The following is a 25,774-nucleotide window of genomic DNA, read 5'->3' as shown; positions in this document are numbered from 1 at the left end:
CGCGCATTTTTTATTCGCTTATTTCGCGAGGGTGTAGACTGTTTGCCCGCGCAACTTAAACGCATCGCTGATATACGAGAAGTTTTCGGAGTGACCGGCAAAGAGCAGGCCATCAGGCTTCATCAGCGGCGCGAACCGCTTCAATATCTTAGCCTGCGTATCTTTATCGAAATAAATCATAATATTACGACAAAAGACCGCATCGAATGGCCCCTTTACTGGCCACTGTGGCGCCAGTAGGTTGAGCGGCATGAACTCGACCAGCGCCGAGACCTCCGGCCGCACCCTGGCGAGCCCCACATGGTTGCCTGTGCCCTTTTGAAAGAACCGCTTGACGCGCGACTCATCGAGTTTGCGCACCTGCTCCTGGGGATAAATGCCCTTACGTGCTTTGGCCAGCGCTTCTGTGTCGATGTCCGTGGCGATGACCTTGGCTTGCGACGCCTTGGGCCCCAACGTTTCCAACAGCGTCATGGCGATGGAGTAAGGCTCTTCTCCCGTCGATGCCGCTGAACACCAGATGGTGACGGGATCAGGCTTGTGCTTGATATGCTCGGCCAGCAGTGGAAAGTGGTGGGCTTCACGAAAAAATGCCGTGAGATTGGTCGTCAGTGCATTGGTGAACGCCTCCCACTCTTTCGCGTCGGGCTGACGCTCCAGCCGCGACAGGTAGTCGGTAAAGCGCGTCATGCCGTGATGACGCAGCCGCTTGGCCAAGCGGCTGTAGACCATTTCACGCTTATGCTCGGCCAAAACGATGCCTGCGCGCTGATAGATCAGCTCTCGAATACGCGCAAAATCCGCATCGGTCAGCACCAGATCGCGTTCGATCTGTCCACTGGACGCCCATTGGCCTGCGTCGCTACCCCGTTCGCGTTGGTCTGTCAAAACTCTTCCCACTCCTCTACAGTGGCCATCTGCCGCTTCTTGTGACCCGGCACCGGCGCTGTGGCACTGCTGATCTGCGCTGTTGCAGGTGATGCCTTGACGTTCGGTAAAACGGCGGCGCCCGTGGAAACGGCTGGCGGCGTCAATGGTCCCTGACTGGTTAGCCGGAATGCTTCTACCGATAGCGCCAGCAGACTTGCCTGCTGCTCTAATGCCATGGCCGCTTGTGCCGTTTCTTGCACGCGCAGGGCGTTTTGCTGTGTGGCTTGATCCATTTCTGCGACGGCCTGATTGACCTCCGCAATACCGCTGCTCTGCTCCTCCGAGGCGGACGAGATATCGTGCATGATATGGGTCACGCTACGCGCCGCTTCGGCAACTTCGCTAATCGCCGCCTCGGCTTTCTCGACGAGCCCTGCTCCCGCACTGACCTGCTGACTGGAGGTATCGATCAACGCACGAATCTCTTGCGATGCGCCAGCACTGCGCCCGGCCAACTTGCGCACCTCTTCGGCCACCACGGCGAACCCACGGCCATGCTCACCTGCCCGAGCAGCCTCGACCGACGCATTCAGCGCCAAGATATTGGTCTGAAATGCGATCGAGTCGATGACGTTGATGATCTCGGTCATTTTTTGGGAGCTTTGGGTAATCCGCTGCATATTGGCGACCAGTTGCGTCATCAATTCACCGGTTTGTGTCACTCTTGTTGCATTATTATCGGCCAGACGACGCGCTTCTTGAGCATTATCACTGTTTTGACGCACCGTCGTGGTCATCTCCTCCATGCTCGAGGCGGTTTGCTGTAGCGACGCGGCCTGCTGTTCGGTGCGCGATGAGAGCGCCTCGTTGCCACTGGCGATATTCTTGGCGGCAGGCGTCACCACGTCGATGCCATCTTTCACATCGCGGATGATGCTGCTCAAGCTTTTGCGCATGGTGTTCAGCGAGTCCATTAATTGACCTATCTCATCACGCCGCTTGGGCGGTACGCGAGCCGCTAGGTTGCCACCGGCAATTTGCAGCGTGAAACGCGAGGCACGCTTTAGCGGCGTAATAATCGAGCGCAGCGTTACGACGCTGATGAGCACCAGCAGCAACAGCCCAACACCCAGCATCGCTGCCTGAGCCGTCAACATGGTCGCTTGGCCACGCTCGGCATCTGCCGCCATGGCTTCGGCGGCTGCCTGCTTCTGTGCAATCAGCTCATTGACCATGCCCGACAAGGCCCGCCCATCCTCGTTCATCACACTGATCACGGCATCCAAGCCGGTAAAGGCTTGATAGGTCTCTTCAGCCTGAAGCACGCTCGCCGCTTGATTCATCCCATTCGTCAGGAAGGCCTGAAGCTGTTCGTTGAACGACTCGGCCAGAGGAGTTGCGTTCACCTCTCGACCATAGAACGCCTCCCACACGCTGGCCACTTCAGCCGCGTTATCGGCAACGGCCTCGCCCATCTCAAAACGTTGATTGATCAGTTCCATCCGCTCGGGTTCGATCATCGACTGACGCGTCTGGGCAATGGTTTGGTCGATCTGCTGCAAACGAATGACGTCCCTGAGTCCGTCGTCGTTTAGCTCGCCTAGCCGCTCACCCGCTACGTTCAAACCATAAAGGCCTAAGCCGCCGCTAGCCATGAGCAGCGCCCCTGCGACGACGACCATGCCGATCAGCTTGGCGCGAATGGTGTCGAGCCGGATGCGTTTGAGACGCTGCCAACCCCCTTTTTGACGTAAGCGACCTTTATCGAGGTAGAGACGTTTATTGCGCCCTTCGCGCATTTCCGCGTAGCGCTGCTCGGCTTGCGCAATGGCGTCTCGGGTTGCTTGCACGCGTACCGAGGTGTAACCAATCACTTGGTCATTTTCTACGATCGGGGTCACGCTAGCGTCGACCCAATAGTGGTCGCCGTTTTTACAGCGGTTTTTCACGAGCCCCCGCCAGGTGTCTCCCGCCTGGACGGTGTGCCAAAGATTATGAAACGCGGGTGGCGGCATGTCCGGATGGCGAATCAGGTTATGCGGCGCGCCAATTAGCTCGTCGTGTCGATAGCCACTGATCTCGATGAACGCCGGGTTGGCGTAGGTAATGCGCCCTTTCAAATCCGTACGCGAGACCAAAAAATCGTCTTGTTTGAGTTCAACTTCCCGTTGAGTCACTGGCTGGTTATTACGCATCTTGCTGCCTTGTTATTGATGTTGTAGCGCGTGTGGAGCCTTGCGATTAGCGAAAATGCCGTCGCGTCAAAAGGCTTCCCACTCGTCTTGGCTGGTGGTAAGAGGTTTCGCCACCGGCTGGGCAGAGCGGGTCGGCACCGAGGCGATGGTCGCCGTGGTGGTCATTCGCGTTGGTGCCTGGGCTGGGCTCTCGCCCGCCACTTGGAAACGCTCGACGGCCTCACGCAGGCGCGCCGCCTCGCTCTCGAGTTCGTTGGCGCTCCGCGCGGCTTGCTGCACCAACTGCGCATTTTGCTGAACGACTTGGTCCATTTGCGCAACGGCCTGATTCACTTGGCCGATACCGTTACTCTGCTCTTCCGATGCAGAGGCAATCTCATCCATGATGTCGCTGACGCGTTGGACGGCGGCCACCAAATCCTGCATGGTCTGGCCTGCCTGATTGACACGCTGAGTGCCCACATCCACTTTACCCAGCGATGCATCGATCAAGGTGCGAATCTCTTTGGCGGCACTGGCACTGCGGCTGGCCAGGCTACGAACCTCCTGAGCCACGACGGCAAACCCTTTGCCGTGCTCGCCGGCACGGGCCGCCTCGACCGACGCGTTCAGCGCCAAAATATTGGTTTGAAAAGCGATGTTATCGATCAACGTGATGATATCAGCGACCTGATGGGAGCTGGCGCTGATCTCTTGCATGGTGTCGACGATATGGCTCACTTCTTCGCCGCTGCGCCGTGCCGTCAGCGTCGCGTCGCCTGCCAACTGGCTTGCCTGCCGAGCATTGTCGGCATTGTGGCTAACGGTCGACGCGAGTTGCTCCATGCTCGATGCCGTCTCTTCAAGGGACGAAGCCTGCTGCTCGGTGCGCGAAGAGAGGTCGTTGTTCCCACTGGCAATGTGCTGGGAGCGCTCGAAGATGGTCGTCCCACTGCGCCTGACGACGCCAACGGTCTCAGAGAGGGAACCCTGCATATGGGCCATGGCGGTATAGAGCTTGCCAATCTCGTTGTTGCCGGGAGAGCGGATCTGCTGGCTGAGATCGCCTTGCGCCATCCGCTCGAAATAGCCTACCAACCGGTCCAAGGGGCGCAGCACGTTGGCACTCACGCCCCATATCACCACCGCGACCGTGAGTAACGTCATCACGACCACACCAATCAATACCCAGCGAATCTGGGAGGCAAAGGCTTGGAACGCCAACTGCTGAGCTTGTGGATCACTGGCACTTTGGACGATGTTCGCGCCATGATGTAACGCATAAAGCCCAATACCGCAGGCGATGAGTACCCATACTGAGAAGGTGGCCAACACGAGCCCCCAGCTTAGACGAACGGTCATGTTGCTCATCAGTTGACGTACTAGCTGTGTCACACGCTTTTCTCCAAACACAACCATACTGGCCAGCGCTATCCATGGCGCCAGAGTGGGTATTCATTGACTTAAGGCGGGCACACTCCCTGTGCCCTGCGGTAGGTCTTTAGTGGTGGCTGGTGCTGTCGACCAGCGCCATTTCCTCGCTGGTGAGCAGCTTGTCGATATCGACCAGGACGAGCATCCGATCGTCTAGGCTGCCGAGACCGCTCAGGAAATCGGAGGAGAGCGTAACGCCAAATTCGGGCGCGGGTTTGATTTGATCCGGCGTCAGGGTCATGACGTCGGATACGCCGTCGACCACGATGCCGACGATACGATCCGCGACGTTGACGACGATGACGACCGTCTGGCCACCGTACTCGACGTTATCCAGATGAAACTTGATACGTAGGTCCACGATCGGCACGATGACGCCGCGCAGATTCGTCACCCCTTTAATAAAGTCGGGCGCATTGGCGATACGGGTCACGTTTTCGTAACCGCGGATCTCCTGCACCTTCAAAATATCGATGGCGTACTCTTCATCACCCAGCGAGAATACGAGAAACTCACGGTTTTCCGCTTCGGCGGCGGCTAGCACCGCCTCATTAGATGCTTGACTCATGACGGCTCAGCCTCCTTGTAATAAGAGAGATGGGGTTGGTTAGCGACTTTCCCTGCTTCTTTTTTGGCACGGCTTAAACGGTGTAAGCCAGTGATATCGAGAATTAGCGCAACGCTGCCATCTCCCAAGATGGTAGCGGCCGATACGCCGGGCACTTTGCGATAATTGTCTTCGAGGTTCTTCACCACGACCTGCTGCTGGCCGATGAGCTCATCCACCAACATGGCGTAGCGACGCCCTTCCCCCTGAACGATGACAGCAATACTCTTGGTCGGGTCGGTAATGGCGTTTTCGACATCCAGCACTTCGTGAATGGCAATGACTGGGAGGTACTCATCGCGCACTTTGAGCACCACATCGTCCCCTGCCATGGCGTACATGTCTCCCTTGGCAGGCTGTAGCGACTCCAGCACGGTAGACAGGGGCAGAATAAAGGTTTCGTTGCCGACTTTGATCGACATACCGTCCAGAATGGCCAGCGTTAGCGGCAGTACGATCCGCGTATTGGTGCCTTCGCCTTTTTTGGACTGAATTTCAACGCGCCCACCCATGCCTTGGATGTTTCGCTTGACCACGTCCATCCCCACGCCACGACCGGAGACATCGGTCACCTCTTTCGCCGTGGAGAAACCAGGCGCAAAGATCAGTTGATAGACGTCCTCGTCCGACATGGTATCCGAGACGTTGAGGCCGTTTTCACGAGCTTTGGCCAGCAGGCGATCCCGGTCCATACCAGCCCCGTCGTCGCGAACTTCGATCAGAATATTGCCACCCTGGTGACGGGCGGAAAGCACCAGTTTGCCGGTACGCGGCTTACCCAACGCCTCGCGCTCGTCGGGCATCTCGATACCATGATCCAAGCTGTTACGCACCAAGTGCGTCAGCGGGTCGGTGATGCGCTCGACCAAGCTCTTATCCAACTCGGTGGATTTGCCTTCCGTCACCAGCTCGATCTCTTTACCGAGCTTGCCTGCAGTGTCACGCACGACTCGTGGGAAGCGGCTGAACACGAACTCCATGGGGATCATACGAATCGACATGACCGCTTCTTGAAGGTCGCGGGCGTTACGCTGCAACAAGCTCATGCCATTTTGCAGGGAACTATTGCCCACCGACTGGTCGCCAAGGTCACTGACCGTTTGATCGAGCATCGACTGTGTAATGATCAGCTCGCCTACCAAGTTGATGATCTGATCGACCTTATCCACCGACACACGAATCGAGGATGACTCTGCGGCCGCTTTTTTGGGCGCTGCCTTCGCCGATTTACTGGTGGTTGCTTTGGCAGGCTCTTTCAGCGCAGGTGCAGCCGGCTTCGCTTCAACGGCCGGTGCTTCTGCGGCAGGCGTGACGTCTTTCGCTTTCGCGTCGGGCGCCGCAGCAGGGGCTGCTGCGCCCAACGCCGTGATTTCAATTTGGTCAGGCTCGATAATGAAGCACATGACGGCTTCGATATCATCGGCACTGACACCACCGCTCAGGGTGACTTCGTAGCGTTTTTCATCGCCCGACTGAGATTGAATGTCGCCTAACTGCTCTAGCTCTTCGACGAGTAGCCCACGGTCTTTGTCGCCAACGTTGAGAAGCGCCACTTTGAGTAACTGCTCACTGCCAGCCGACGCCTCTTTCTCATCTTGAGGTGCCTCTTTCTTGGGGGCCGGAGCCGGAGCCGCAGCGGGCGCATCGAGCGTCTTGCCAATCTCTTCAAGGGCAATTTGCTGTAACGTCTGGCAGATACGCTCGTACGCTTCTTGGTTAGGCTCTTCCTCGTTGCGGTAGGCATCGAGCTGCTCGTGCATGATGTCTTTGGCCTCTAAAAAGGTATCCACGTGCTCGGCACGCAGGGTCAATTCGCCTTTGCGAGCATGATCCAGCAGGTTTTCGAAAATATGCGTGGTTTTCTGGAGCACGCTAAAACCGAAGGTCCCTGCGCCACCTTTGATCGAGTGGGCGGCTCGGAAGATAGCGTTTAGCTGCTCGCTATCCGGATCATCGACATCCAGTTCCAGTAAGTGCTGCTCCATATCGGCCAGCAGCTCTTCCGCTTCTTCAAAAAAGGTGTCAAAAAAATCCGCTATATCCATGCACCGCTCCACGTGAACGTCATATTTTTTTGTGACAAGCCGAGATTACTGTGCATCGTCGACCTGCGGCATATTGGGTGGCACTTGTTCTGCTGGCACTGGCTCATCGAGCGCCGTGTCGCCGGGCAACGCTTGGTCGGGGAGCAGTGCCTCAGGCACATTGCCCTCCGGCAGCGTGTCATCTGCCGACAGAATGCCTGGATTACGAATGGCTTCAGCGATCTCAGGCAGCAGGACGACGAGCTCGATACGACGATTGATCGGATCCGTGGGCGAAGTGTCAGACAACAGTACGCGGTCCGCAAAGCCCGATACGCGCAAAAGTTGATCTGGGTCAAGCCCACCGGCCACTAATTCGCGACGCGACGCATTGGCTCGGTCATTGGACAGCTCCCAGTTGCTGTAACCCCGGTAACCACCCGCATAGGGAACACTGTCAGTGTGCCCACTGATGCTTAGGTCGTTCGGCAATTCGTTCAACAGCGGTGCCATGGTGCGCAATAGGCTGCGCATATACGGCGCCACTTGATCGCTACCCAGCTCGAACATCGGGCGCTGCTCGGTGTCCAGCAATTGAATGCGCAGTCCTTCCCGGGTCAAATCGAAGCGCATTTGGTTGCGCAGCTCACGCAGCTCCGGGTCACGCTCGATGGCGCGCTCGATACGCTCTTGCAGATCATCGAAGAAACGCCTTTCCTGAGCGCTTGGGCGTGTTTGCTGTAGTACGTCGATGCGCGCACGCTCACCGTCGCTGTGCGTGGGGTCAGGCCCTCCACCAGGAATCACGCGTGTACTGCCCGACCTATCTCCTCCGGTAATGGCGGTCACGAGCGGGGTGCTGAAGTACTCCGCAACGCCCCTCCGGGTTTCGTCACTGGAGACACTCAAAATCCACATCACCAAGAAGAGGGCCATTAGTGCGGTCATGAAATCCGCCAGCGCGATTTTCCACGCTCCCCCATGGTGGGCGTGCACCACTTTCTTACGCCTGATGACAATCGGGCGCTTATCGCCACCTTTACTCATGCATTACCGCCCTTTTTGGCGTCGCGCACGTACTCTTCCAGTTCGGTAAAGCTGGGTCGTTCAGCGGTATGCAGGGCTTTACGACCAAATTCGACGGCGAGCTGAGGGGCGTAGCCGTGCAAGCTCGCCAGCAGTGTTACGCGAATGCACTGCAGCATTTTTTCTGCTTCTTTCGCCTGGCGATCGGCATAGCTGGCGATCGGGCTGATAAAGCCGTAGCCCATCAAAATACCGAGGAAGGTCCCCACGAGCGCATGGGCAATCATTTCGCCCATCTGCTCGGGACTGGCGTCAGCGTAGGTAAGTGCTTTAATGACACCCATTACGGCGGCCACGATACCAAAGGCTGGCATCGCATCGCCGACCTTCGCAATGGCATCGATGGGCACATGGGCTTCCTGCTCAAACACTTCGATTTCATGCAGCATCAGCTCATCGATTTCCATGGGCTCCATGCCGCCACTGACCATTAGTCGTAAGTAGTCGGTCAGGAAGTTCATGATATGCGGGTCTGCCAGCACCGAAGGATGCTCTTGAAAAAGAGGGCTCTCTTGGGGATTGTCGATATCGCGCTCGATGCCCAGCATCCCCTCACGGCGTACTTTGGAGAGGATTTTGTACTGCAACGCCATGAGCTCCATATAGAGCGCTTTATTGTACTTTTTGGTGCGCTTTAAACGGGGCAAAATTTTGAACGACGCCTTGATGGCTTTGCCGTTGTTGGCGGCGATAAAGGCACCTACGCCAGCCCCCCCAATGATCAAAAGTTCCAATGGTTGGTAAAGAGGACCTAAGCTGCCCCCTGCCAGTACATAGCCGCCGAACACACACCCTATTACGACCACATAACCTAAAAGAATCAGCACAAGCAGAGTCCTTGCGATATCGGTTTTTTTATCAAACAGAGCAGGGTCCCAGGCTTGTCCACGCAGGCACCGCTCTATCCCAACTGCTACTTAGCAACATCATACTAAGACGAATGCGCTGTTTAATGAAAAAGTACCACCGCCTTTTACCGCTATCTAAGCGTTAGAGAGGTAGTTTATTGACTCACCGCCACGCCGCTAGAGGTGTGACAATTTTATACGTTCAGCGCGATGCTTTACGGGTCTTGCCAGCCCGGGAAGGGGGCTGGCAAATACCGCAGACATAGTCGTGCGTTGGGCTGTGGGCATGAGCGACGAAGTGGCCTTCACAACGTGTACAGGTGGTCAGCTGCAAAAGATCACTTTCGAAAAAGCGCACCAGTGTCCAAGCACGTGTCAGCCCAAGCACAGGCTCCACACCTTCCAAAGAAATCTGCTCTTCGTACAGTCGATAAGCCTTAACGAAGGCGTCGATGCGCTCACAGCCCGCGCCTTTCAGCAGCCCGACATAAATGTTGTAGAAGAACGAGGAGTGCACGTTGGGCAGCCAAGTGACGAACCAATCCGCAGAGAATGGCAGCATCCCCTTAGGCGGCGACATTCCGCGCACTTCTTTGTAAAGTTTGATCAAGCGGGTACGGCTCAGCTCCGTCTCCGTCTCCAACACCTGCAAACGTGCACCTAATTCGATCAGCTCAATGGCCAGCTGTACTTGGTGCATTTCATCAACCAAGCTTTTCTGGCTCACTTCGACTCTCCTGACGTCAGCGATCTCATCGGCTCACAGGCAGATAGCAGTGACGCATGCAGCCCCGACAGCCCTTGATCCCTAGGGTTCTCAAGAATGTCGCGCAGCCGCTGTCCACTCGAGTGGCTGAACCGGCAGACCAACTGGTTGCTCCGCGCCAGCTTGGTCAATTGCCACGCATTGAGCGATATCAAAAGGTCGGCGAGCTCACCATCGATTTTTAGGCGAAACATCGCTGCCTCACGATCTTCGCTCAACAGCCGCTGCGCAAGTAATAGATACGCTAAGTTGATCTCTTGAATTTCATCGAGAAAGCTTGTTTGACTCATAGTGTCCCATCGAACGACACAGGCGCTACATTGTGACCGTTATACTGGCGCCATTGATGACTTTTGTTCCCAGTATCATGGTTGCATACAACGCTTGCATTGGCTACTTGAGCCTTTCACGCTGAGTCAGCCCACTGTCCGATAGCTCAAAGACCCAGACGAGCAGCTCAGCGACGACCTGATACAAGCTGGCAGGTATCTCTGCATCTAAGTCTAACTGCATTAATAGCGCTACCAATTCTGGGGCATCGTGTACGTAGATACCCTGGCGCTGCGCTTCCGCCATAATCCGCTCTGCAAGCTCCCCGTATCCTTTTGCCACGACACGTGGAGCCCGCTCTCCCTCTTGATAGGCCAGCGCGACGGCTTGGCGGCGTCGATCATCCGCGATCGCCATCATCGCTCTCCAATGTTACATGTCTCACCATGACACGAACTTTACGGAAATCGAAGGCACTTAACCGCTGCTCCAACGCGCCAACGCCCTCTTCTAGGCGCTGTTGAGTCGTCACATTATCGGCCGTCAAATCGATCGTTAGAGTTCCCTGATAAAGTGACAGCGCAATGCTAAAGCGTCCGAGATTAGGGACATCGAGCTGCATTTCCGACCGCCACCCCTCGTCTGCCTCACCCTCGCCCCCCCCCGCGCCTTTTTGCCCGTCGCGACCGGGCAGATGGATCACGAGCGCCATAAAAATCCCCGCCCAGACATCACCTTCCCAGCGCAGCGTCGGCGTTACCATCATCTCCAATTGCTGACGCACGAGCCCTTGCAAGCTCTCGTGAACGATCTCCTTGGGCCCTCCTCGACTCGACACGTCCCATTCGCTGCTCACTGGCAAGGCCACGGGCACCTGAGGCAGCTCTCGACTGACCGTCAAGGGAGGTGGCGTAGCGCTGGGGCTGGGCGGCAACAGGGCGGGACGCTCTAGCAGTAGCTGACCGCCCGCTGCCGGGGTCAGCGATGTATTAGGCAAAATGGCTAACGGCGCCGAGCTCGCCAATAGCGCCGACGCAGGAGCCGTGGAGGTGGTATTCAGCACTGCCGATGTAGCGTTAGGCACGAAGATGGCGGCAGGGCGAGGACCAGGCTGCATTTGTGGTTCACGCATCAGCTGTTGACGGGGAGCCTCCCCTTGAAACCAGCGCTTAAGGTGGGATTCGTAAAAGAGACCGCTGTCTCGAATACTCGCCTCTAATCGGTTAGCCAATACCGTTGCCGAGGGCGTCTCCTGCGTTGTCATTAGCGGCGCTTGTGGACGTAGCACGGTGGGAGGAGCAGGAAAACGCAGCAACACATCGGCGATAGTGCGCGCCGCCGGACTGAAATGCGTTTGCGTGGAGCTAGGAGCCCCCGTGGGCAGCGCGCCCGGTGGCGCTTGTCGAAACCCATCGGGCGAGCCTGGCAAGCGCTTTAGATCACCCAATAGCGGTGCGAGTGGGCGGCCATCCAGCCCAGCATCACCCTGTAACGCTCTTGGTCCGTCACCGGCATATACCGGTTGAACGGGCGCATTCAAAGCACGCTGTGTGGACACCTCGGCTTGGCGGCCAAGCACCTGATGCAACAGGGTGTCGATAAGCGGCGTAATGCCACTCACGACGCCCCCTTATCGCGAGAGGGATCGCTCTCGTAAGCGTCGTAGGCCCCCTGCTGGGGCGCATAAGCGCGGTGCAAATCCCGCTGACGCTGGGTGACACCGATCAACTTGCCAAGCTCATCACGCCGGGCAACCAAGCGGCGACGAATCTCAACGTCATGCTCCAGAATTTGCTCTAGCAGTTCAGACTTGCGCTGCTTACCCTGCGCATCGAGCACGACCGTGACATCTAATTCACGCAGCTCTTCAACCAGCACCACGTAATTACTGCGCTGTTCGATCAGTTCTGCCCACTGCTCTGCGTTCGCCAGCTCATGCATATGGTGAACGCGCACCAGCAGCTTTGAATAAGCATCCAAGAGTGCCTGTTGCGAATGACGATGGGCTGTTTCGGAAGCTGCCATGCTTGCCTCATGCACTCTGCTGTTGACCGATTTCACGCCATGCGGAAGCGATATCTTCAAGTAAACGCTCGGCTTGATTGAGGCTTTCTTCGTCGTTGCGTAAGTTAGCCGCCAACAGCAAGCGAGCGATATAGTCGTATAGTGACGCAAGCCGCTCGGCAATAACGCCACCTTTCTCTTGATCAAGGGCCGCCGCCAGGCCGTTATTGATAATGTCGAGAGCCTTGGAAATCGAGCGCCCTTTTTCGGCCCGATTACCAGCTTGCATATGAATACGTGCTGCACGGATGGCTGCCTGAGCACCGTCAAAAAGCATCACGATCAGTTGATGCGGGTCAGCAGACATCACACCACTTTCAACGCCGACACGGGCATACGCACTTGCACCACGTCCATTAGCGGCGCCACCGCGAGTGTAAGTCATTGGCGGGCACTCCTGTATGAGGTAAAACGACAGCCGTTACTTCGCAGCGAACGGCTGTTTCAACTGAGTGGTTGAGCATGCTTGCTCAGCTATTCAATATATCGGCGCGGGCGTCGCGGACTTTAAGCATAATGGCGTTTTAATTTTGCCACCCTGCGCGGGACACCTATGTCGAGACGGCTACTTCACGGATGGGTTTACCCAGTCGCTCCAAGACGTCGCCTCGAATGACCGCACCCAAATTGTCACGCATGGGTGGCTCTGGCTGCTGCGTCAACACGACCTCTAGCGGCGAACCACTGTCATCGAGACGTAGTACCCAGGCCAACTGTTCGCTCGAAAAGAGCGCCAAAGAACCCACCGGTAGCGTTTTGAAATGCTCGATGTAACGCTTGATCCAGCGCGGGTCGAACTGATGCGGATGCGCAAGGAGGTGTCGGTAGATCTGCTGAGCGGTGCGCCCTGGGCGATCCGCACGGTCGCGCCGCATGGCTTCTACCACATCGACGACCGCACTCGCTTTTGCCAACTCGTTGATGTCCTCACCGGTCAACCCTTCTGGATAACCGCTACCATCCAGCCGCTCATTGATACCACCAATGACGGCTTGCGCCACGGTGGCAGAGAGCCACTGGCAGGTATGTAGACGCGCCAATAGTAGCGACACGTGCTCACTGAGCGCGCGACGATGGGTCGCCTCAAAGCTAGGCGCCTTGAACACTACCTGCGGTATCAACGCTTTACCCAGGTCGTGAACCAATCCACTTGCCACGATGGCCTTACGCACTTCCCGGGGCATGTTATTGCCTACCAAGTCCAGTAGATGCACCGCCACGGCGATACCGTGGCGCACCAGCAGCGGCTCCAATGAAAGACAGCGAGAAGCAAACAATAGCCCTTCACGATCCTCTTCGTGCAGCATCAACAAACGGTCGGCATTGCGTGAAAGCTGGCGTGAATCGATGTCGCTCCCCTGCTGAAGCAGCAGCAACTGGGCATCCAAAAACGCCGCCACTTTGACCAAGCGCCGCGCCATTGGTGTCGCGTAGCGACGAATATCTCGTCTTCCCACGTGCTCGGTATCCGGCGCACGACGACTAGGCTGCTCGAAAAGGGGCGACGGCTGACGCTCTTCTTGGGCTTCTTTTTTATAACGCGACGCTTCGCGCTCGATCTCGCAGACGAAGTACCAAATCTGGCGCTCTTGTTCGGACGTGCAGCCTGTAAAACGGAAGCCAACGCGCAATAAGTGACGCTCAGGGTCGGTTTTTTGGTGCCGCGCAACCGCGTGAACCTCGAAGTAAGTGCCATTAGGGAAAGTCAACGCAATCTTCAGCGGCGCATCGGTCTCTGCCAGCACGCCACTAGCGGCCAACGGCAACTCAAGCTGGCAACCATCTTGCGACAGGTCGCGCAGCTCGCCCAGCACACTTTCATCCCCATCCCCAAAGACAGTCGCCGCCACCACCATACCCATGCGCAGTTCGGCACGATAGGACTCACGACGCTGCAAAACGTCGACTGAGGCAGGATAATCACTGCAACATAAAAAACGACCGCCAGAACGGCGGGTTTCGGTCAACGAGAGAAGCGGCGTTCTCACTACTTTACCCTGGGATTGACCACGCAAGAAAAACTGCTCTCCTTGCTGCAAGCGGCCCAGCAAGTAGTCGACGGAGGAGAGATCCATGACGAGCGTGTCGCCCTCATGCTGCTCCATCAACACAATAGGCTCTGGACTCGCATCAGGGGCTGCCAAGCAAAGAGACACGCCGCCACTCTCGATCATGGTGTTTAATAGAGAGCTTATGGCCGACGCGCTAGTGACGCTCTCGTACTCATCTTGCTGGACTTCCATGCGTGCCTCACTTTCCCCAACGCGTTATGTATTAACACCCATCACAAAGTAACAAAGCATAACAGAAGCTTTCATTGAGCCGTATGCCCGCCATAGGGCTAATAACACTTTCTTTTCGTCTATAGTAAAAACTATAAAGTTGATGGCAAACATGCCGATAGACTTGTGAAGAGGCTCATCACCGAACGGTAAACGGCCTCACGCCTTTACTCGGTTACGCTACCTAGCCATGACTGGCTTCGCTTAGGGAGGAACGTTGTATATGGGCCCATTCATCGTTGATTCAATCGCCTCATCACTCGTCGCCGCACTGCCGCAGGAGCGCTCACGCAATGATTCCAGCCTCATTGCGATCACGCCTACCCCCCTCCAGCCAGCACCCTCAGACACTCAACCCGCGACCAGAGAAGAGCTGGTGGAACCTATCCAGCGCATCAACGATGTCATGCGCCCACGTGGGCTTGAATTCGACATCAGTGAGGATTCATCGCGCATCATCACCCGAGTGATCGATCGAGAAACGGGCGATGTGATACGCCAAATCCCCGCAGAAGAGATATTACAAATGGCCGAACGCCTGGAAGAACTGCAAGGCAAGCTTATCTCTTCACAAGCGTAACGGTAGCAGCGCACGGCCAAGAGCGTCGGCATCGTGTCAGCCGACCACCCTCTCGGCTTAAGCTAAACGCCTTACACCTGCATATTCATAACGTCGCGGTATGCGGTCACTAAACGATTGCGTACTTGCATACCCATTTGAAAGGCCACGCTCGCTTTCTGCATATCGACCATGACATCATTCAGTTCGACGTTCGGCTCACCGGCCTGAAACGCCATCGCTTTCGCGTTGGCCGACTGCTGTAAACGATTGATACGCTGAATAGAAGCCTGCAGCTCACTACCAAAGCCCGACTGCCCAACCGACGTCGTTAGCTGCTCGCCCTTGATCGGCTGAGCCGCCTGGGCGGCGAGCCCTTGCATCTGCTGCAGCGCAGACTGTATGGAAGGTGAACTCATACACTTGCCTCAATTTGCGGGTGGCCATTTAATGCCGCAAGCCTACCATCGGTACGAAAAGCCTCATACGTACAAATGCGTGTGAAAAGCCAAGCTTTTCGTTCATTTATGGTTGACGCCCCCCAGGATAATGGCGTCCATCACAATTCCGCTTCATTCTTTCAGCGGATAACCGCGATTGACGGATATAGCCTATGCCTTCTTTGGTGATGCGCCTTGGTCGACCCCCGTTTTGCCTTCCCATCTGGAGGGACGCATGAGCGAAACGGGTGCGACGGCAGGCCGTCAAAACAGCACGACACAAAGCCCTCCGCGTAGTGGGGCTGCAGAGAACGACACCAACAGCCCATCGGTTTTTGAGCGCACTATGAAGCAGTTGCGCGGCAATCCGCTTGTGGTCGTTTTGGTGGCCGCTGCTGCGTCTATCGCAATTGTGGCCGCCCTCTTCATGTGGGCCAGCAGTCCCGACTACCGGGTGCTTTATAGCAACCTCAGCGAAGCTGACGGCGGCCGAATCATTACAGAGCTAGATACCCGTGGCGTTCCCTATCAGTTCAGCCAGGGTGGCCAAGCCCTGCTGGTACCCAGCGACCAAGTGCACACCCTGCGCCTTCAACTGGCCGAACAGGGTCTACCGCAAGGGGGTAACCTGGGTCTAGAGCTCATGGAAACGCAGGCGTTCGGTATTAGCCAGTTTGCTGAGCAGGTCAACTTCCAACGTGGACTGGAAGGTGAGCTTGCCCGGTCCATCGAGTCGCTGGGGCCCGTCGAACGCGTCCGAGTGCATCTTTCCATGGCGAAGCCGTCGGTCTTCATCCGCGACCGGGAGCCTGCCAAGGCATCCGTCGTGCTCACTCTGTTACCTGGGCGGGTACTGGGTGAGGGTCAGGTGAGCGCCATCGTCCACATGGTGTCCAGCAGCGTGCCCGAACTCGCCATTGAGGACGTCACCGTCGTCGATCAAAACGGGCGTCTACTGACAGCCAACAGCGCCCAAGGCAACGATCTAGACGGCACTCAGCTGGCCTATATCACGGAAGTCGAACGCTCTTACCAGCAGCGGATCGAAAACATCCTGTCGCCTATCATGGGCAGCGACAATGTACGCGCCCAGGTAGCGGCTCAAATCGATTTTTCGCGTCGTGAGCAAACCTCCGAGCGCTATAGCCCCAACCAAGCACCTAACGAGTCCGCCGTACGCAGTCGCCAGCTGAGCCTGTCGTACGATGGCGAAGACCCTCTAGCGACCGGCATTCCTGGCGCGCTCAGCAATACTCCGCCAGGTGTCGCTCCCTCCCCCATCAATCAGCCAGATGCAGAAGAGGGCGATGGGAACGACGATGCCGAGCCCGGTGCGCTGCGCAACCTGCGTCAGGAAGACGTGGTGAATTACGAAGTCGACCGCAGCATCGAGCACGTTCAGCATCGCCTGGGCCAAGTTCAAAGGCTCTCTGCAGCGGTCGTTGTCAATTTCCGACGCGTGACCAATGAAGAGGGCGAGGTAGAACAGGTGGCTCTCAGCGCCGAAGAGATCGCCCAGATCGAACGCCTTGTTCAGCAGGCCATGGGATTCTCTGAGCTACGAGGCGACCAAGTCGAAGTCGTGAATACGCCCTTTGCCGCCGATGACGAGACTCGCATCGAAACGGAGTGGTGGCAGCACCCCGACAACATCGCCATGGCGACGACGCTGGGCCGCTACCTTCTTGTCGCTATTGCCGCCTTGCTACTCTATTGGCTGATTTTGCGCCCGCTGATCAAGCGCTACACGCAACCTCCGGTGATGGCGGCTGCCATGCCTGGAGGAACGCTGAGTACGCGCATAGGAGATGAAGAGGACGAGCAGGAGAGTGAGAGTGATGGCGACGAGGAAGACACCTACAGCAGCAAGCCCAAGCGCCGTCGCAAAACGTCGCTCTACGAACACAACCTTAACGATCTGCGAGAGATGGCTCAGGAAGACCCCCGTATGGTCGCGATGATCATTCGCAGTTGGATGAACGCCAATGACTAGCATTGCCGAAATGAGCGGCGCTCGTAAAAGCGCCATTCTCCTGCTGGCGCTGGATGAAGACAGCGCCGCAGAGGTGTTCAAATTCCTCAGCGCCAGCGAAGTGCAAGAGATCAGTACCGAAATGGCGCGGCTTCACCAAGTCTCCCATGAAGACATGAAAGCCGTGCTAGAAGCCTTCCATCGCGAGACCGAAGAGTTCGTGGCCCTGAACCTCAACTCAAGCGAACACATTCGGTCGGTGCTGACCAAGGCGCTGGGCAGTGAGCGAGCCACCAGCCTCATCGAGGACATTCTCGAATCTACGGGCGAAAACTCCGGTATCGATGCCCTGAACCTGATGGAAGCATCCATGGTATCGGAGCTTATCCGCGACGAGCACCCGCAGATCATTGCGACCATCCTGGTACACCTGGATCGTCATCAGGCGGCCGATATTCTCGAGCTGTTCGAAGAGAAGTTGCGTAACGATGTCGTCCTGCGGATTGCCACGTTCAGCGGCGTTCAGCCTGCCGCTCTGCAGGAGCTCACCGAGGTGCTCAGCAGTATGCTCGATGGCCAGAACCTCAAGCGTAGCAAAATGGGCGGCGTAAGAACGGCGGCCGAGATCCTCAACCTGATGAATTCGTCTCAGGAAGAAGTGGCCATCGAGACCGTTCGTTCGCACAGCGAAGATCTTGCCCAGAAAATCATCGACGAGATGTTCCTGTTCGAGAACTTGCTGGACCTGGACAACCGTGCCATTCAGATGGTGCTACAAGAAGTCGAGACGAACTCCTTGGTGGTGGCACTCAAGGGAGCCCAAGACGCGCTGGTGGACAAATTCCTGCGCAACATGTCCCAGCGTGCTGCCGACTTGGTTCGCGAAGACATGGAAGCCCGTGGCCCCATTCGCGTTTCCCAGGTAGAAACCGAGCAGAAAGCGATTCTACAAATCGTTCGCCGCCTGGCTGATTCAGGTGAAATCGTCCTAGCAGGTGGAGACGACGAGTATGTCTAATACGCATGCTCCCGAGTTTGACCGTCACGGAGATTGGCGACGTTGGCAAATGGACGAGCTGACCTCGTCCCGCCGCTCACAATTCGACAGCCATGGCACTGTGCCTAACGAACACCAGCGAAAAGTCGAGGCGGCACGGCGCGCAGCAGAGGAAGCGCGGGTACGTGAAGAGCAAGAGCGTAAAGACATTTACGAACGACTGCGCAAAGCCGCCGAAGAAGAGGGGTACCAGGCAGGGCTGGCGCGCGGACATGAAGAGGGGTATACCCAAGGCCTTAACGAAGGCCGCGAGCATGCCGCGCAAGAGCTCAACGAACAAATCCGCCAGAGCGTGACACCTCTGGCGGCGTTAGCTAAACAGTTCTCCGATGCTCTTGAGCGCCTTGACGACACCATTGCTCACGACCTGGTAGAGCTTGCTTTGACCACCGGCAAGCAGTTGGCAGGCGAGGCATTGGCAGACCATCCCGACCATATTCTCGCCATCGTGCGAGAGCTGCTGCACACCGAGCCTCCGCTCGTTGGCAGCCAACGGCTATGGCTCAACCCCGCTGACCATGAACTCGTCGCTGAGCACTTAGGCAGCGAGCTAGAAGCGGCCAGTTGGACGCTGCAGCCGGATGACCAGCTGGCACGTGGTGGCTGTCGCTTGACCAGCGCCCAGGGCGAATTGGATGCCACGTTCGAAAGCCGTTGGCAGAGCGTCCAAGCTCAGCTCCGTAAGCGCCACAGCGCGCCATCATCGGGAGCGTAATGCCATGAACCATTTACGTTGCCCGCATCAGCACCGATGGCAAAAAGCTCTCCAACGCACGACTCAGCGCGTGGGAAGGCTACCGTATTACCGCACCAGCGGTCGCGTGGTGCGCGCAACGGGCATGGTGATCGAAGTAGTCGGGTTACGTGTGGCGGTTGGGAGCGCCTGCCAAATCGAACTTCCGGGCGCCGATGGCCGCCTGAACGACAGTGATAAGCATGCCGAAGCCGAAGTCGTTGGCTTCTCGGGCGATAAGCTTTACCTGATGCCGCTGGAAGAAATTTCTGGCTTGATGCCAGGCGCACGGGTGACGCCCTTGGTCGATGGCAACGGGCATAGTGCTCGTCGCTTCCCAGTCGGCGACGAACTGCTGGGGCGCGTACTCGATGGTAACGGTAACCCGCTCGACGACCGTGAAAGCGTCGAAGAGGCACCCCGCACGACTCTGCAGTCTCGACCGCTCAACCCGCTGTCTCGAGCGCCCATCGAGTCACAGATCGATGTCGGCATCCGCGCCATCAACGCACTGCTTAGCGTAGGCCGAGGCCAACGCATGGGGCTATTCGCTGGCTCTGGGGTCGGTAAATCGGTACTGCTGGGTATGATGGCACGCTATACCCAAGCCGATGTGATCGTGGTTGGCTTGATCGGCGAGCGCGGCCGCGAAGTGCAGGATTTCATCGACAATATTTTGGGTCCAGAGGGCCGTCGACGCGCCGTGGTCGTCGCCGCCCCTGCCGACACGTCGCCCCTCCAACGATTGCAGGGGGCCGCTTACGCCACGCGCATTGCCGAAGGGTTCCGCGACGCTGGGCGCAACGTGTTGCTGATCATGGACTCGCTAACGCGCTATGCCATGGCTCAGCGGGAAATCGCGCTCGCCATCGGCGAACCGCCCGCCACGAAAGGGTATCCGCCATCGGTGTTCGCCAAATTGCCTGGCTTGGTCGAGCGGGCGGGAAATGCGGAGCGAGGCGGCGGCTCGATTACGGCGTTCTATACCGTACTCACCGAGGGAGATGACCAGCAGGACCCTATCGCCGATTCGGCCAGGGCGATCTTGGATGGCCATATCGTGTTATCACGCACACTGGCCGAAGCAGGCCACTACCCTGCCATCGACATAGAAGCGTCTATCAGTCGTGCGATGACTGCCATCGTGACGCAAGAACAGCAGCAGAAAGCGCGAACGTTCAAACAACTCTTTTCACGCTATCAACGCAACCGCGATTTGATCAGCGTGGGAGCCTACAGCCCTGGGCATGACCCTCGGCTAGATGAAGCCGTCAATCGCTTTCCTGATCTAGAGCGATTTCTTCAACAAAATATCGAGGAGTGTGCGCCGCTTGAGGAGTCCCGCCAAGCCCTGCACACGGTAGTGGGAGGCTAAATGAGTCATCAACAGCTCGATATGCTGACAGACCTTGCCCGCGATGCACGCGACCAAGCCGGCAAACTGCTGGCGCAAGAGCGCCAAACTCAGCAGCAAACCGAAGCGCAGCTTCAGTCGCTCAATCGCTATCGGGCGGAGTACGCCGAGCGTTTACAGCAAGCCATGCGTGACGGTATCGACCCCGCTACCATGTACAATTATCAACAGTTCTTGGCGTCACTGGATGCTGCTCTTAGCCGTGCCCGACAGGCGCTAGCGGCGCAGCAAAAGCGCGTGCAACAAAGCCAACAGCACTGGCAACAGGAGCAGCGCAAACTCTCCTCTTACGATACACTGGCCTCGCGCCGGTTATTAGAAGAGCACCGCCGACAAGCGCGTCACGAGCAGAAAGCGAGCGACGACATGGTCACTAATCGTCTGGCTCGCCAACAGTCTGACAAACCCCTTTAGCGTCGCGTCAGGAAGCCTATTCATGAATATTCAACTGTTACTTTCTGCGAGTCCTAGCCAAGGCAATGGCATGTCGGCTTCACAGGCAACCGGGGCTCAAAGCCTCTCCAGCAACGGTCTTTTCCGCCAAGCCATGCTTCAGGCGAATGAAGGACAGCCACGCCTGCCGCAAGAACTCGCTACCGGTGCGACATCCGCCTCACAGGCATCGGCTGCTCTGAAGGAGTTCGCCTCGCTATTGGAGTCACTAGGCATTGAGCTCGACCAAGAAGAGCTCGCGACGCTTCTCGCGCAGCTACACAACGCAGAGCAACCCAGCGCCGACCAGCTAGCCGCTCTGCCCGGCATGCTCAGCAGCACCGGAGAGACCTCACCATCAGTGCTTGACGAAATTTCCAGTCGTCTTGCGCTGGTCGCAGCCTTCAGTGATGCAACGACTCAATCCCGCGACGTCACGGCTGAGACCGTGTCGATTGCTGATATTGCCGAACAGTTAGCGATCAGCCAACAAGATGCTGCCGCGTTAGTCGCTGCTTATCAGCAACTCGCTGCCGGCACAGGCTCGGCCGGTGACTCTACACTTGAGTCCCGCAACCAGCACATCGTCTCACTGCTCGCCGCCAACTCTACGGCTCATGCATCCTCGAGCAGTCAGCCTGCCACATACAGCACGCTGACGGCATCGGCTGCGCAAATGAATGCATCTCAACTTCGCGTCAGTAGTGAGGCAATGACGAGTGCCTTGGCGGTCAGCAATGGCGCTAATGACACAGCTGCGCGGCTGGGTAGCGCCAGCGAACTAGCACTCAACGTGCCTAATGTTCATGGCACTCCTGCCCCTGCTGCCGTTCCATCGAGCACCTCGCTCCCCTCCTCGATCGGTACTCCCGTATCGCATCCGGCGTGGCCATCCCAGCTCGGTCAGCAACTCGTTCAATTTGCTCAGCGAGGGGGGGAGCAACACATTCAGATGAAACTGCACCCCGCCGAACTTGGCCCGCTCTCCATTTCATTGAAAATGACCGAACACGGTGCCCAGGCGCACTTCTTATCGGCTCATGCGCAGGTTCGTCAGGTATTGGAGCAGGCGATTCCGCAACTACGCGACGCGCTGGCCGAACAAGGCATTTCACTGGGTGAAACGTCAGTGGGTGAGCAAAACGCTTCCAATGAACAAGCCTTTGCCCAGCAGGGTAATGGCGGCGGCGGGCTGATTGACGGCAACGACGTCGAAAGTAATGGGCCAACAGCCACGTTGGACAGCACGCCGGTAACCCTGGATGGACGCGTCGATCTCTATGCTTAAGTCGCCTCGGCGTTTGGCATGACCTATGTCGTCATGATCGGGTTAATTAACTAAACCAAAAGATAGGCTCCCCAAGGAAGCCTGTTCGTTTCTTCACCATCACCCGCGTTAGGCATAATGCTTGGCTAGCGTCATGCGTGAACATCATGGGAACAACAATGGCAGAATCAAGCGGCGGATCAAAAAAACTGCTTTGGGTAATGATCATTCTTGTCTTGCTCTCGTCAGCAGGTGCAGCGGCGGCGATCTACCTCGTGCTCGACCAGCGTGACGGCAGCACCGATGGAGAAACCCAACAGCAAACGGTCGCACACACGCCTCCGGTGTTTACGCAGATCGAACCCTTTACCGTCAATCTTGCGGATGACCGCTTTGGATCGCGCCTACTTTACGCGGGTATTACCCTGCGTGTGGGTAACGAACAAAGTAAAGCACTCATCGAAGAGCACATGCCGCAAGTTCGCAGCCGTCTGCTCATTCTGCTCTCAGGCAAGCAAGCCAACCAGCTGACCTCGACAGAAGGCAAAGAGACGCTCGCCCAAGAAATCATTAACCGCTTGAGCGTTCCACTGACGGAAAACCAGCCCCCGCTAGACCTTCGGGAAGTGCTGTTTACCGAATTCATTGTGCAATAACCTAGGGAACGGAGCCGTTCATGTCGCAGGACGATCTACTGTCCCAGGAAGAGATCGATGCCTTACTCAAAGGCGTCAGCGGAGATGACGAGCCCTCGGTAGCGTCTTCTCAAACGCAGGATGAGTCGCGTATACGTCCTTATGACCCGTCGACACAGCACCGGGTCATTCGTGAACGTCTTCACGCGCTCGATTTTATCAACGAGCGTTTTGCGCGTTATTTCCGCAACGGCTTGTTCAACCTGATTCGGCGCAGCTCAGACATCACGGTAGAGTCTGTTAGCTATCAGAGCTTCAGCAACTTTTCACGCAACGTACCGGTACCCACCAACCTCAATATCGTATCGATGAAACCGCTGCGAGGCTCTGGACTGGTGGTTTTCCCACCGAATTTGGTTTTCATGGTGGTGGACAACCTATTTGGGGGCGACGGACGTTTCGTCACCAAGTCGGATGGGCGTGAGTTCACCAACACCGAGCAGCGCATCATTCAGCGATTATTGAATCTGGCGATCGATGCGTATCAAGAAGCCTGGAAAGTGGTATACCCCATCGATGTCCACTTTTTACGCTCAGAAGTGCAGTCGAAGTTTGCCAACATCACTAACTCTCCCAACGAGATCGTGGTGAATACCAAATTCAACATCGAAGTTGGCAACCTCTCGAGCAGTTTTCAAATCTGTATGCCCTACGCCATGATCGAGCCGCTGCGTGACCTGTTGGTGAACCCGATCAACGATAGTAATCATGACAGTGACGGCTCCTGGTCACGTCGTATGGCAAGCGAACTCCGCCAATCGGAAGTAGAGCTGGTGGCCGAGTTTGCACAAATTCCCAGCCGTATTGCGCAGGTCATGGGACTGAAAAAAGGGGATGTCTTGCCGGTGGATATCCCTAACACGATTACCGCACGTGTCGATGGGGTTCCCGTCATGGAGTGCGAGTACGGTAGCCAGCGCCAGCAACGCGCGTTACGGGTACTGCGCATGATCGACCATGCTGCTATGAATAACGTATCGTCCAAGGACTTTATTAAAGGTTCAACGCGACAGAAAGCCAAGGAATCCAAAGCATGACTGATCCTAATAAACCCGATCAAAAAGTCTCTGATGACGATTGGGCGGAAGCCATGTCTGAGCAAGAAGAGCCGTCGTCTGACGCGGATGCCGCCAGCGAAGACGAGGACCCCTGGGCAGCTGCCATGGCTGAGCAGGAAGCAGCCGAGCAGTCTCATGCAGAGGATGAGCCCGCCCCAGAGGCGCCTCAAGCCAAGTCTGCAAGCGAAGAGGTGTTTCGCCCACTGAGCGGTGAGCAAGGAAATGCCCCCTCCCGTGATCTAGAGATGATCATGGACATTCCGGTCAAGCTGACCGTAGAACTCGGCCGCACGAAGCTCACGATCAAACAGCTCCTGGAGCTGGCGCAAGGCTCCGTTATCGAGCTAGAGGGCCTTGCTGGGGAGCCCATGGATATCCTGATCAACGGCTATTTGATTGCCCAGGGCGAAGTGGTCGTCATCGAAGATAAGTACGGTATCCGTATTACGGAAATTATCACGCCGTCCGAACGGATTCATAAACTCAACCGATGAGCGTGGCGACTTCCAGCGCTCAGCCCTCGGTCGATGCGCTAAGCGGCGGTGACGCCCTGGTGGGCATGGCCGCGTTGGGTAAAACGGCCGCGGCGCTCGCACTCGTCATAGCGATCATTTTGGTCTGTACGTCGCTGCTCAAGCGCTGGCAACAACACCGGTTCGACCAGGGGGCGCGGCTTCGGATCGTCGGAACCACTGCCGTTGGCAATCGTGAGCGCGTGGTGGTCGTCGAAGTGGAAGATACGTGGCTAGTTTTGGGGGTCAGTAGTGGCCGTATCAGCAAACTGCATGAGCGGCCCGCTCCACTAGACCGCCCCCCGACGCCTGAATCGCCGCCCTCTCGTTTCTCGCAGCGCCTAGCCAATGCGCTGGCCAAGAATCGTGGTAAAAGCGCCTCACCCTCTTCAGACTCTCAGCACTCATCATGACTCACGTTTCGCCCGTTGCTTGGCCCTTTCTACGTCGCTGGTGGCTGTTGGCGCTGTTTCTGGTTGGCAGCCTGATAGCCTTACCCGCCGCCGCTCAGCAGCTACCCGGCCTTGTATCACAGCCAATGGAAGATGGCGGCCAGCAGTGGTCGCTCTCGCTACAAACGCTGCTATTTTTAAGCTCGCTGGCCTTTTTACCTGCGATGCTGTTGATGATGACCAGCTTCACACGCATCATCATCGTATTGAGCTTGCTGCGCACCGCCATGGGAACGCAGGCAACGCCGCCCAATCAGGTACTACTGGGCATTGCGCTGTTTCTGACGTTTTTCATTATGTCGCCCGTCTTGAGTCAGGTCTACGATACCGCCTGGGTGCCTTTGACGGACGAAGTGATCAATTTCGAAGAGTTCTTACTGCGTGCTCAACTCCCCTTTCGTGAGTTCATGTTGGCACAGACGCGGGAACCCGACCTCGCTCTCTTCGTTCGTCTGGCCGATGTCGGTCCGCTGCAAGGCCCCGAGGAGCTCCCCATGCGGGTGCTGCTTCCCGCTTTTGTCACCAGCGAACTCAAGACAGCCTTTCAAATCGGCTTCACCATCTTCATTCCATTCTTGATCATTGATTTAGTGGTGGCGAGCACCTTGATGGCACTAGGGATGATGATGGTGCCTCCTGTGACCATCTCACTGCCTTTCAAGCTCATGCTCTTCGTACTAGTCGATGGCTGGCAGCTCATCATTGGCTCGCTGGCTGAAAGTTTTTATATGATTTAACGTCGCATGCGCGGCAAGGAG

General features: G+C 56.9%; 27 protein-coding genes. 12 read left to right on the top strand and 15 right to left on the bottom strand.

The window, feature by feature from the left end:
* Positions 1 to 18 precede the first annotated feature (18 nt).
* The 14 genes from FHJ80_RS13155 to FHJ80_RS13090 form a co-directional block, all read right to left on the bottom strand.
* Positions 19 to 888, bottom strand: a complete 870-nt coding sequence (locus tag FHJ80_RS13155; protein ID WP_139527813.1) for a CheR family methyltransferase — start codon at positions 886 to 888, stop codon at positions 19 to 21.
* Positions 885 to 3,065 (bottom strand): methyl-accepting chemotaxis protein, encoded by a 2,181-nt coding sequence (locus FHJ80_RS13150; protein ID WP_139527812.1) that lies wholly within the window; start codon positions 3,063 to 3,065, stop codon positions 885 to 887. The genes FHJ80_RS13155 and FHJ80_RS13150 overlap by 4 nt, the downstream gene beginning before the upstream one ends.
* A gap of 66 nt (positions 3,066 to 3,131) precedes the next feature.
* Positions 3,132 to 4,415, bottom strand: a complete 1,284-nt coding sequence (locus FHJ80_RS13145; RefSeq protein WP_176558250.1) for a methyl-accepting chemotaxis protein — start codon at positions 4,413 to 4,415, stop codon at positions 3,132 to 3,134.
* A gap of 130 nt (positions 4,416 to 4,545) precedes the next feature.
* The gene (gene cheW / locus FHJ80_RS13140; RefSeq protein ID WP_139527811.1) at positions 4,546 to 5,046 is read right to left on the bottom strand and encodes a chemotaxis protein CheW; all 501 of its coding nucleotides are present in this window, start codon (positions 5,044 to 5,046) and stop codon (positions 4,546 to 4,548) included.
* Positions 5,043 to 7,130 (bottom strand): chemotaxis protein CheA, encoded by a 2,088-nt coding sequence (gene cheA / locus FHJ80_RS13135; RefSeq protein ID WP_139527810.1) that lies wholly within the window; start codon positions 7,128 to 7,130, stop codon positions 5,043 to 5,045. Before cheA ends, cheW begins: the two co-directional genes overlap by 4 nt.
* 45 nt (positions 7,131 to 7,175) lie before the next feature.
* Positions 7,176 to 8,156 carry a flagellar motor protein MotB gene (gene motB, locus FHJ80_RS13130; RefSeq protein ID WP_139527809.1) on the bottom strand — a complete coding sequence of 327 codons (981 nt, stop codon included), beginning with the start codon at positions 8,154 to 8,156 and terminating at the stop codon, positions 7,176 to 7,178.
* Positions 8,153 to 9,022, bottom strand: coding sequence for a flagellar motor stator protein MotA (gene motA / locus FHJ80_RS13125; RefSeq protein WP_139527808.1), 870 nt, complete (start codon positions 9,020 to 9,022; stop codon positions 8,153 to 8,155). Before motA ends, motB begins: the two co-directional genes overlap by 4 nt.
* Positions 9,023 to 9,245: 223 nt before the next feature.
* Positions 9,246 to 9,770 (bottom strand): flagellar transcriptional regulator FlhC, encoded by a 525-nt coding sequence (flhC, locus tag FHJ80_RS13120; RefSeq protein WP_139527807.1) that lies wholly within the window; start codon positions 9,768 to 9,770, stop codon positions 9,246 to 9,248.
* Positions 9,767 to 10,099: a flagellar transcriptional regulator FlhD gene (gene flhD, locus FHJ80_RS13115; RefSeq protein ID WP_139527806.1), complete on the bottom strand. Its 333-nt coding sequence runs from the start codon at positions 10,097 to 10,099 to the stop codon at positions 9,767 to 9,769. Before flhD ends, flhC begins: the two co-directional genes overlap by 4 nt.
* A 103-nt stretch (positions 10,100 to 10,202) precedes the next feature.
* On the bottom strand, positions 10,203 to 10,496 hold the full coding sequence (locus FHJ80_RS13110; RefSeq protein ID WP_139527805.1) for an EscU/YscU/HrcU family type III secretion system export apparatus switch protein: 294 nt from the start codon (positions 10,494 to 10,496) through the stop codon (positions 10,203 to 10,205).
* Complete coding sequence (locus FHJ80_RS13105) at positions 10,480 to 11,700, bottom strand: flagellar hook-length control protein FliK (protein ID WP_139527804.1); 1,221 nt, start codon at positions 11,698 to 11,700, stop codon at positions 10,480 to 10,482. Before FHJ80_RS13105 ends, FHJ80_RS13110 begins: the two co-directional genes overlap by 17 nt.
* The gene (fliT, locus tag FHJ80_RS13100; protein ID WP_139527803.1) at positions 11,697 to 12,104 is read right to left on the bottom strand and encodes a flagellar protein FliT; all 408 of its coding nucleotides are present in this window, start codon (positions 12,102 to 12,104) and stop codon (positions 11,697 to 11,699) included. The genes FHJ80_RS13105 and fliT overlap by 4 nt, the downstream gene beginning before the upstream one ends.
* Positions 12,105 to 12,111: 7 nt before the next feature.
* Positions 12,112 to 12,528, bottom strand: a complete 417-nt coding sequence (gene fliS, locus FHJ80_RS13095) for a flagellar export chaperone FliS (RefSeq protein WP_139527802.1) — start codon at positions 12,526 to 12,528, stop codon at positions 12,112 to 12,114.
* A 166-nt stretch (positions 12,529 to 12,694) separates the two neighbouring features.
* Positions 12,695 to 14,386, bottom strand: coding sequence for an HD domain-containing phosphohydrolase (locus FHJ80_RS13090; RefSeq protein ID WP_139527801.1), 1,692 nt, complete (start codon positions 14,384 to 14,386; stop codon positions 12,695 to 12,697).
* 262 nt (positions 14,387 to 14,648) lie between these two features.
* Here FHJ80_RS13090 and FHJ80_RS13085 point away from each other — a divergent pair, with 262 nt between their 5' ends.
* Entirely contained in the window at positions 14,649 to 15,005 is a 357-nt protein-coding gene (locus FHJ80_RS13085; protein WP_139527800.1) for a flagellar protein FlaG, read from the top strand.
* 71 nt (positions 15,006 to 15,076) lie between these two features.
* On the opposite strand, the gene fliE is transcribed toward FHJ80_RS13085, so the two are convergent.
* A complete protein-coding gene (fliE, locus tag FHJ80_RS13080) occupies positions 15,077 to 15,403 on the bottom strand; it encodes a flagellar hook-basal body complex protein FliE (protein WP_139527799.1) in 327 nt (108 codons plus the stop codon).
* A 256-nt stretch (positions 15,404 to 15,659) separates the two neighbouring features.
* Between fliE and fliF the strand changes: the two genes are divergently transcribed.
* The 11 genes from fliF to fliP all read left to right on the top strand — a co-directional run bounded on the left by fliF (position 15,660) and on the right by fliP (position 25,753).
* The gene (fliF, locus tag FHJ80_RS13075) at positions 15,660 to 17,417 is read left to right on the top strand and encodes a flagellar basal-body MS-ring/collar protein FliF (RefSeq protein WP_139527798.1); all 1,758 of its coding nucleotides are present in this window, start codon (positions 15,660 to 15,662) and stop codon (positions 17,415 to 17,417) included.
* Positions 17,410 to 18,414 carry a flagellar motor switch protein FliG gene (fliG, locus tag FHJ80_RS13070; RefSeq protein ID WP_139527797.1) on the top strand — a complete coding sequence of 335 codons (1,005 nt, stop codon included), beginning with the start codon at positions 17,410 to 17,412 and terminating at the stop codon, positions 18,412 to 18,414. Before fliF ends, fliG begins: the two co-directional genes overlap by 8 nt.
* The gene (gene fliH, locus FHJ80_RS13065; protein ID WP_139527796.1) at positions 18,407 to 19,168 is read left to right on the top strand and encodes a flagellar assembly protein FliH; all 762 of its coding nucleotides are present in this window, start codon (positions 18,407 to 18,409) and stop codon (positions 19,166 to 19,168) included. The genes fliG and fliH overlap by 8 nt, the downstream gene beginning before the upstream one ends.
* A gap of 4 nt (positions 19,169 to 19,172) precedes the next feature.
* Positions 19,173 to 20,561: a flagellar protein export ATPase FliI gene (gene fliI / locus FHJ80_RS13060; protein WP_139527795.1), complete on the top strand. Its 1,389-nt coding sequence runs from the start codon at positions 19,173 to 19,175 to the stop codon at positions 20,559 to 20,561.
* Complete coding sequence (gene fliJ / locus FHJ80_RS13055; protein WP_139527794.1) at positions 20,562 to 21,014, top strand: flagellar export protein FliJ; 453 nt, start codon at positions 20,562 to 20,564, stop codon at positions 21,012 to 21,014.
* Positions 21,015 to 21,036: 22 nt separating this feature from the next.
* A complete protein-coding gene (locus FHJ80_RS13050) occupies positions 21,037 to 22,320 on the top strand; it encodes a flagellar hook-length control protein FliK (protein WP_139527793.1) in 1,284 nt (427 codons plus the stop codon).
* A gap of 158 nt (positions 22,321 to 22,478) precedes the next feature.
* The gene (gene fliL / locus FHJ80_RS13045; RefSeq protein WP_139527792.1) at positions 22,479 to 22,955 is read left to right on the top strand and encodes a flagellar basal body-associated protein FliL; all 477 of its coding nucleotides are present in this window, start codon (positions 22,479 to 22,481) and stop codon (positions 22,953 to 22,955) included.
* Between the two features lie 20 nt (positions 22,956 to 22,975).
* Positions 22,976 to 24,031, top strand: coding sequence for a flagellar motor switch protein FliM (fliM, locus tag FHJ80_RS13040; RefSeq protein WP_139527791.1), 1,056 nt, complete (start codon positions 22,976 to 22,978; stop codon positions 24,029 to 24,031).
* A complete protein-coding gene (gene fliN, locus FHJ80_RS13035; protein ID WP_139527790.1) occupies positions 24,028 to 24,546 on the top strand; it encodes a flagellar motor switch protein FliN in 519 nt (172 codons plus the stop codon). Before fliM ends, fliN begins: the two co-directional genes overlap by 4 nt.
* Positions 24,543 to 24,977: a flagellar biosynthetic protein FliO gene (fliO, locus tag FHJ80_RS13030; RefSeq protein WP_139527789.1), complete on the top strand. Its 435-nt coding sequence runs from the start codon at positions 24,543 to 24,545 to the stop codon at positions 24,975 to 24,977. The genes fliN and fliO overlap by 4 nt, the downstream gene beginning before the upstream one ends.
* On the top strand, positions 24,974 to 25,753 hold the full coding sequence (gene fliP / locus FHJ80_RS13025; RefSeq protein ID WP_139527788.1) for a flagellar type III secretion system pore protein FliP: 780 nt from the start codon (positions 24,974 to 24,976) through the stop codon (positions 25,751 to 25,753). Before fliO ends, fliP begins: the two co-directional genes overlap by 4 nt.
* Positions 25,754 to 25,774 lie beyond the last annotated feature (21 nt).

Origin of the sequence: Halomonas sp. BL6 (genome assembly GCF_006228115.1) — a bacterium.
GTDB lineage: Bacteria > Pseudomonadota > Gammaproteobacteria > Pseudomonadales > Halomonadaceae > Vreelandella > Vreelandella piezotolerans.
This window is presented reverse-complemented; position numbering and strand designations above follow the sequence as displayed.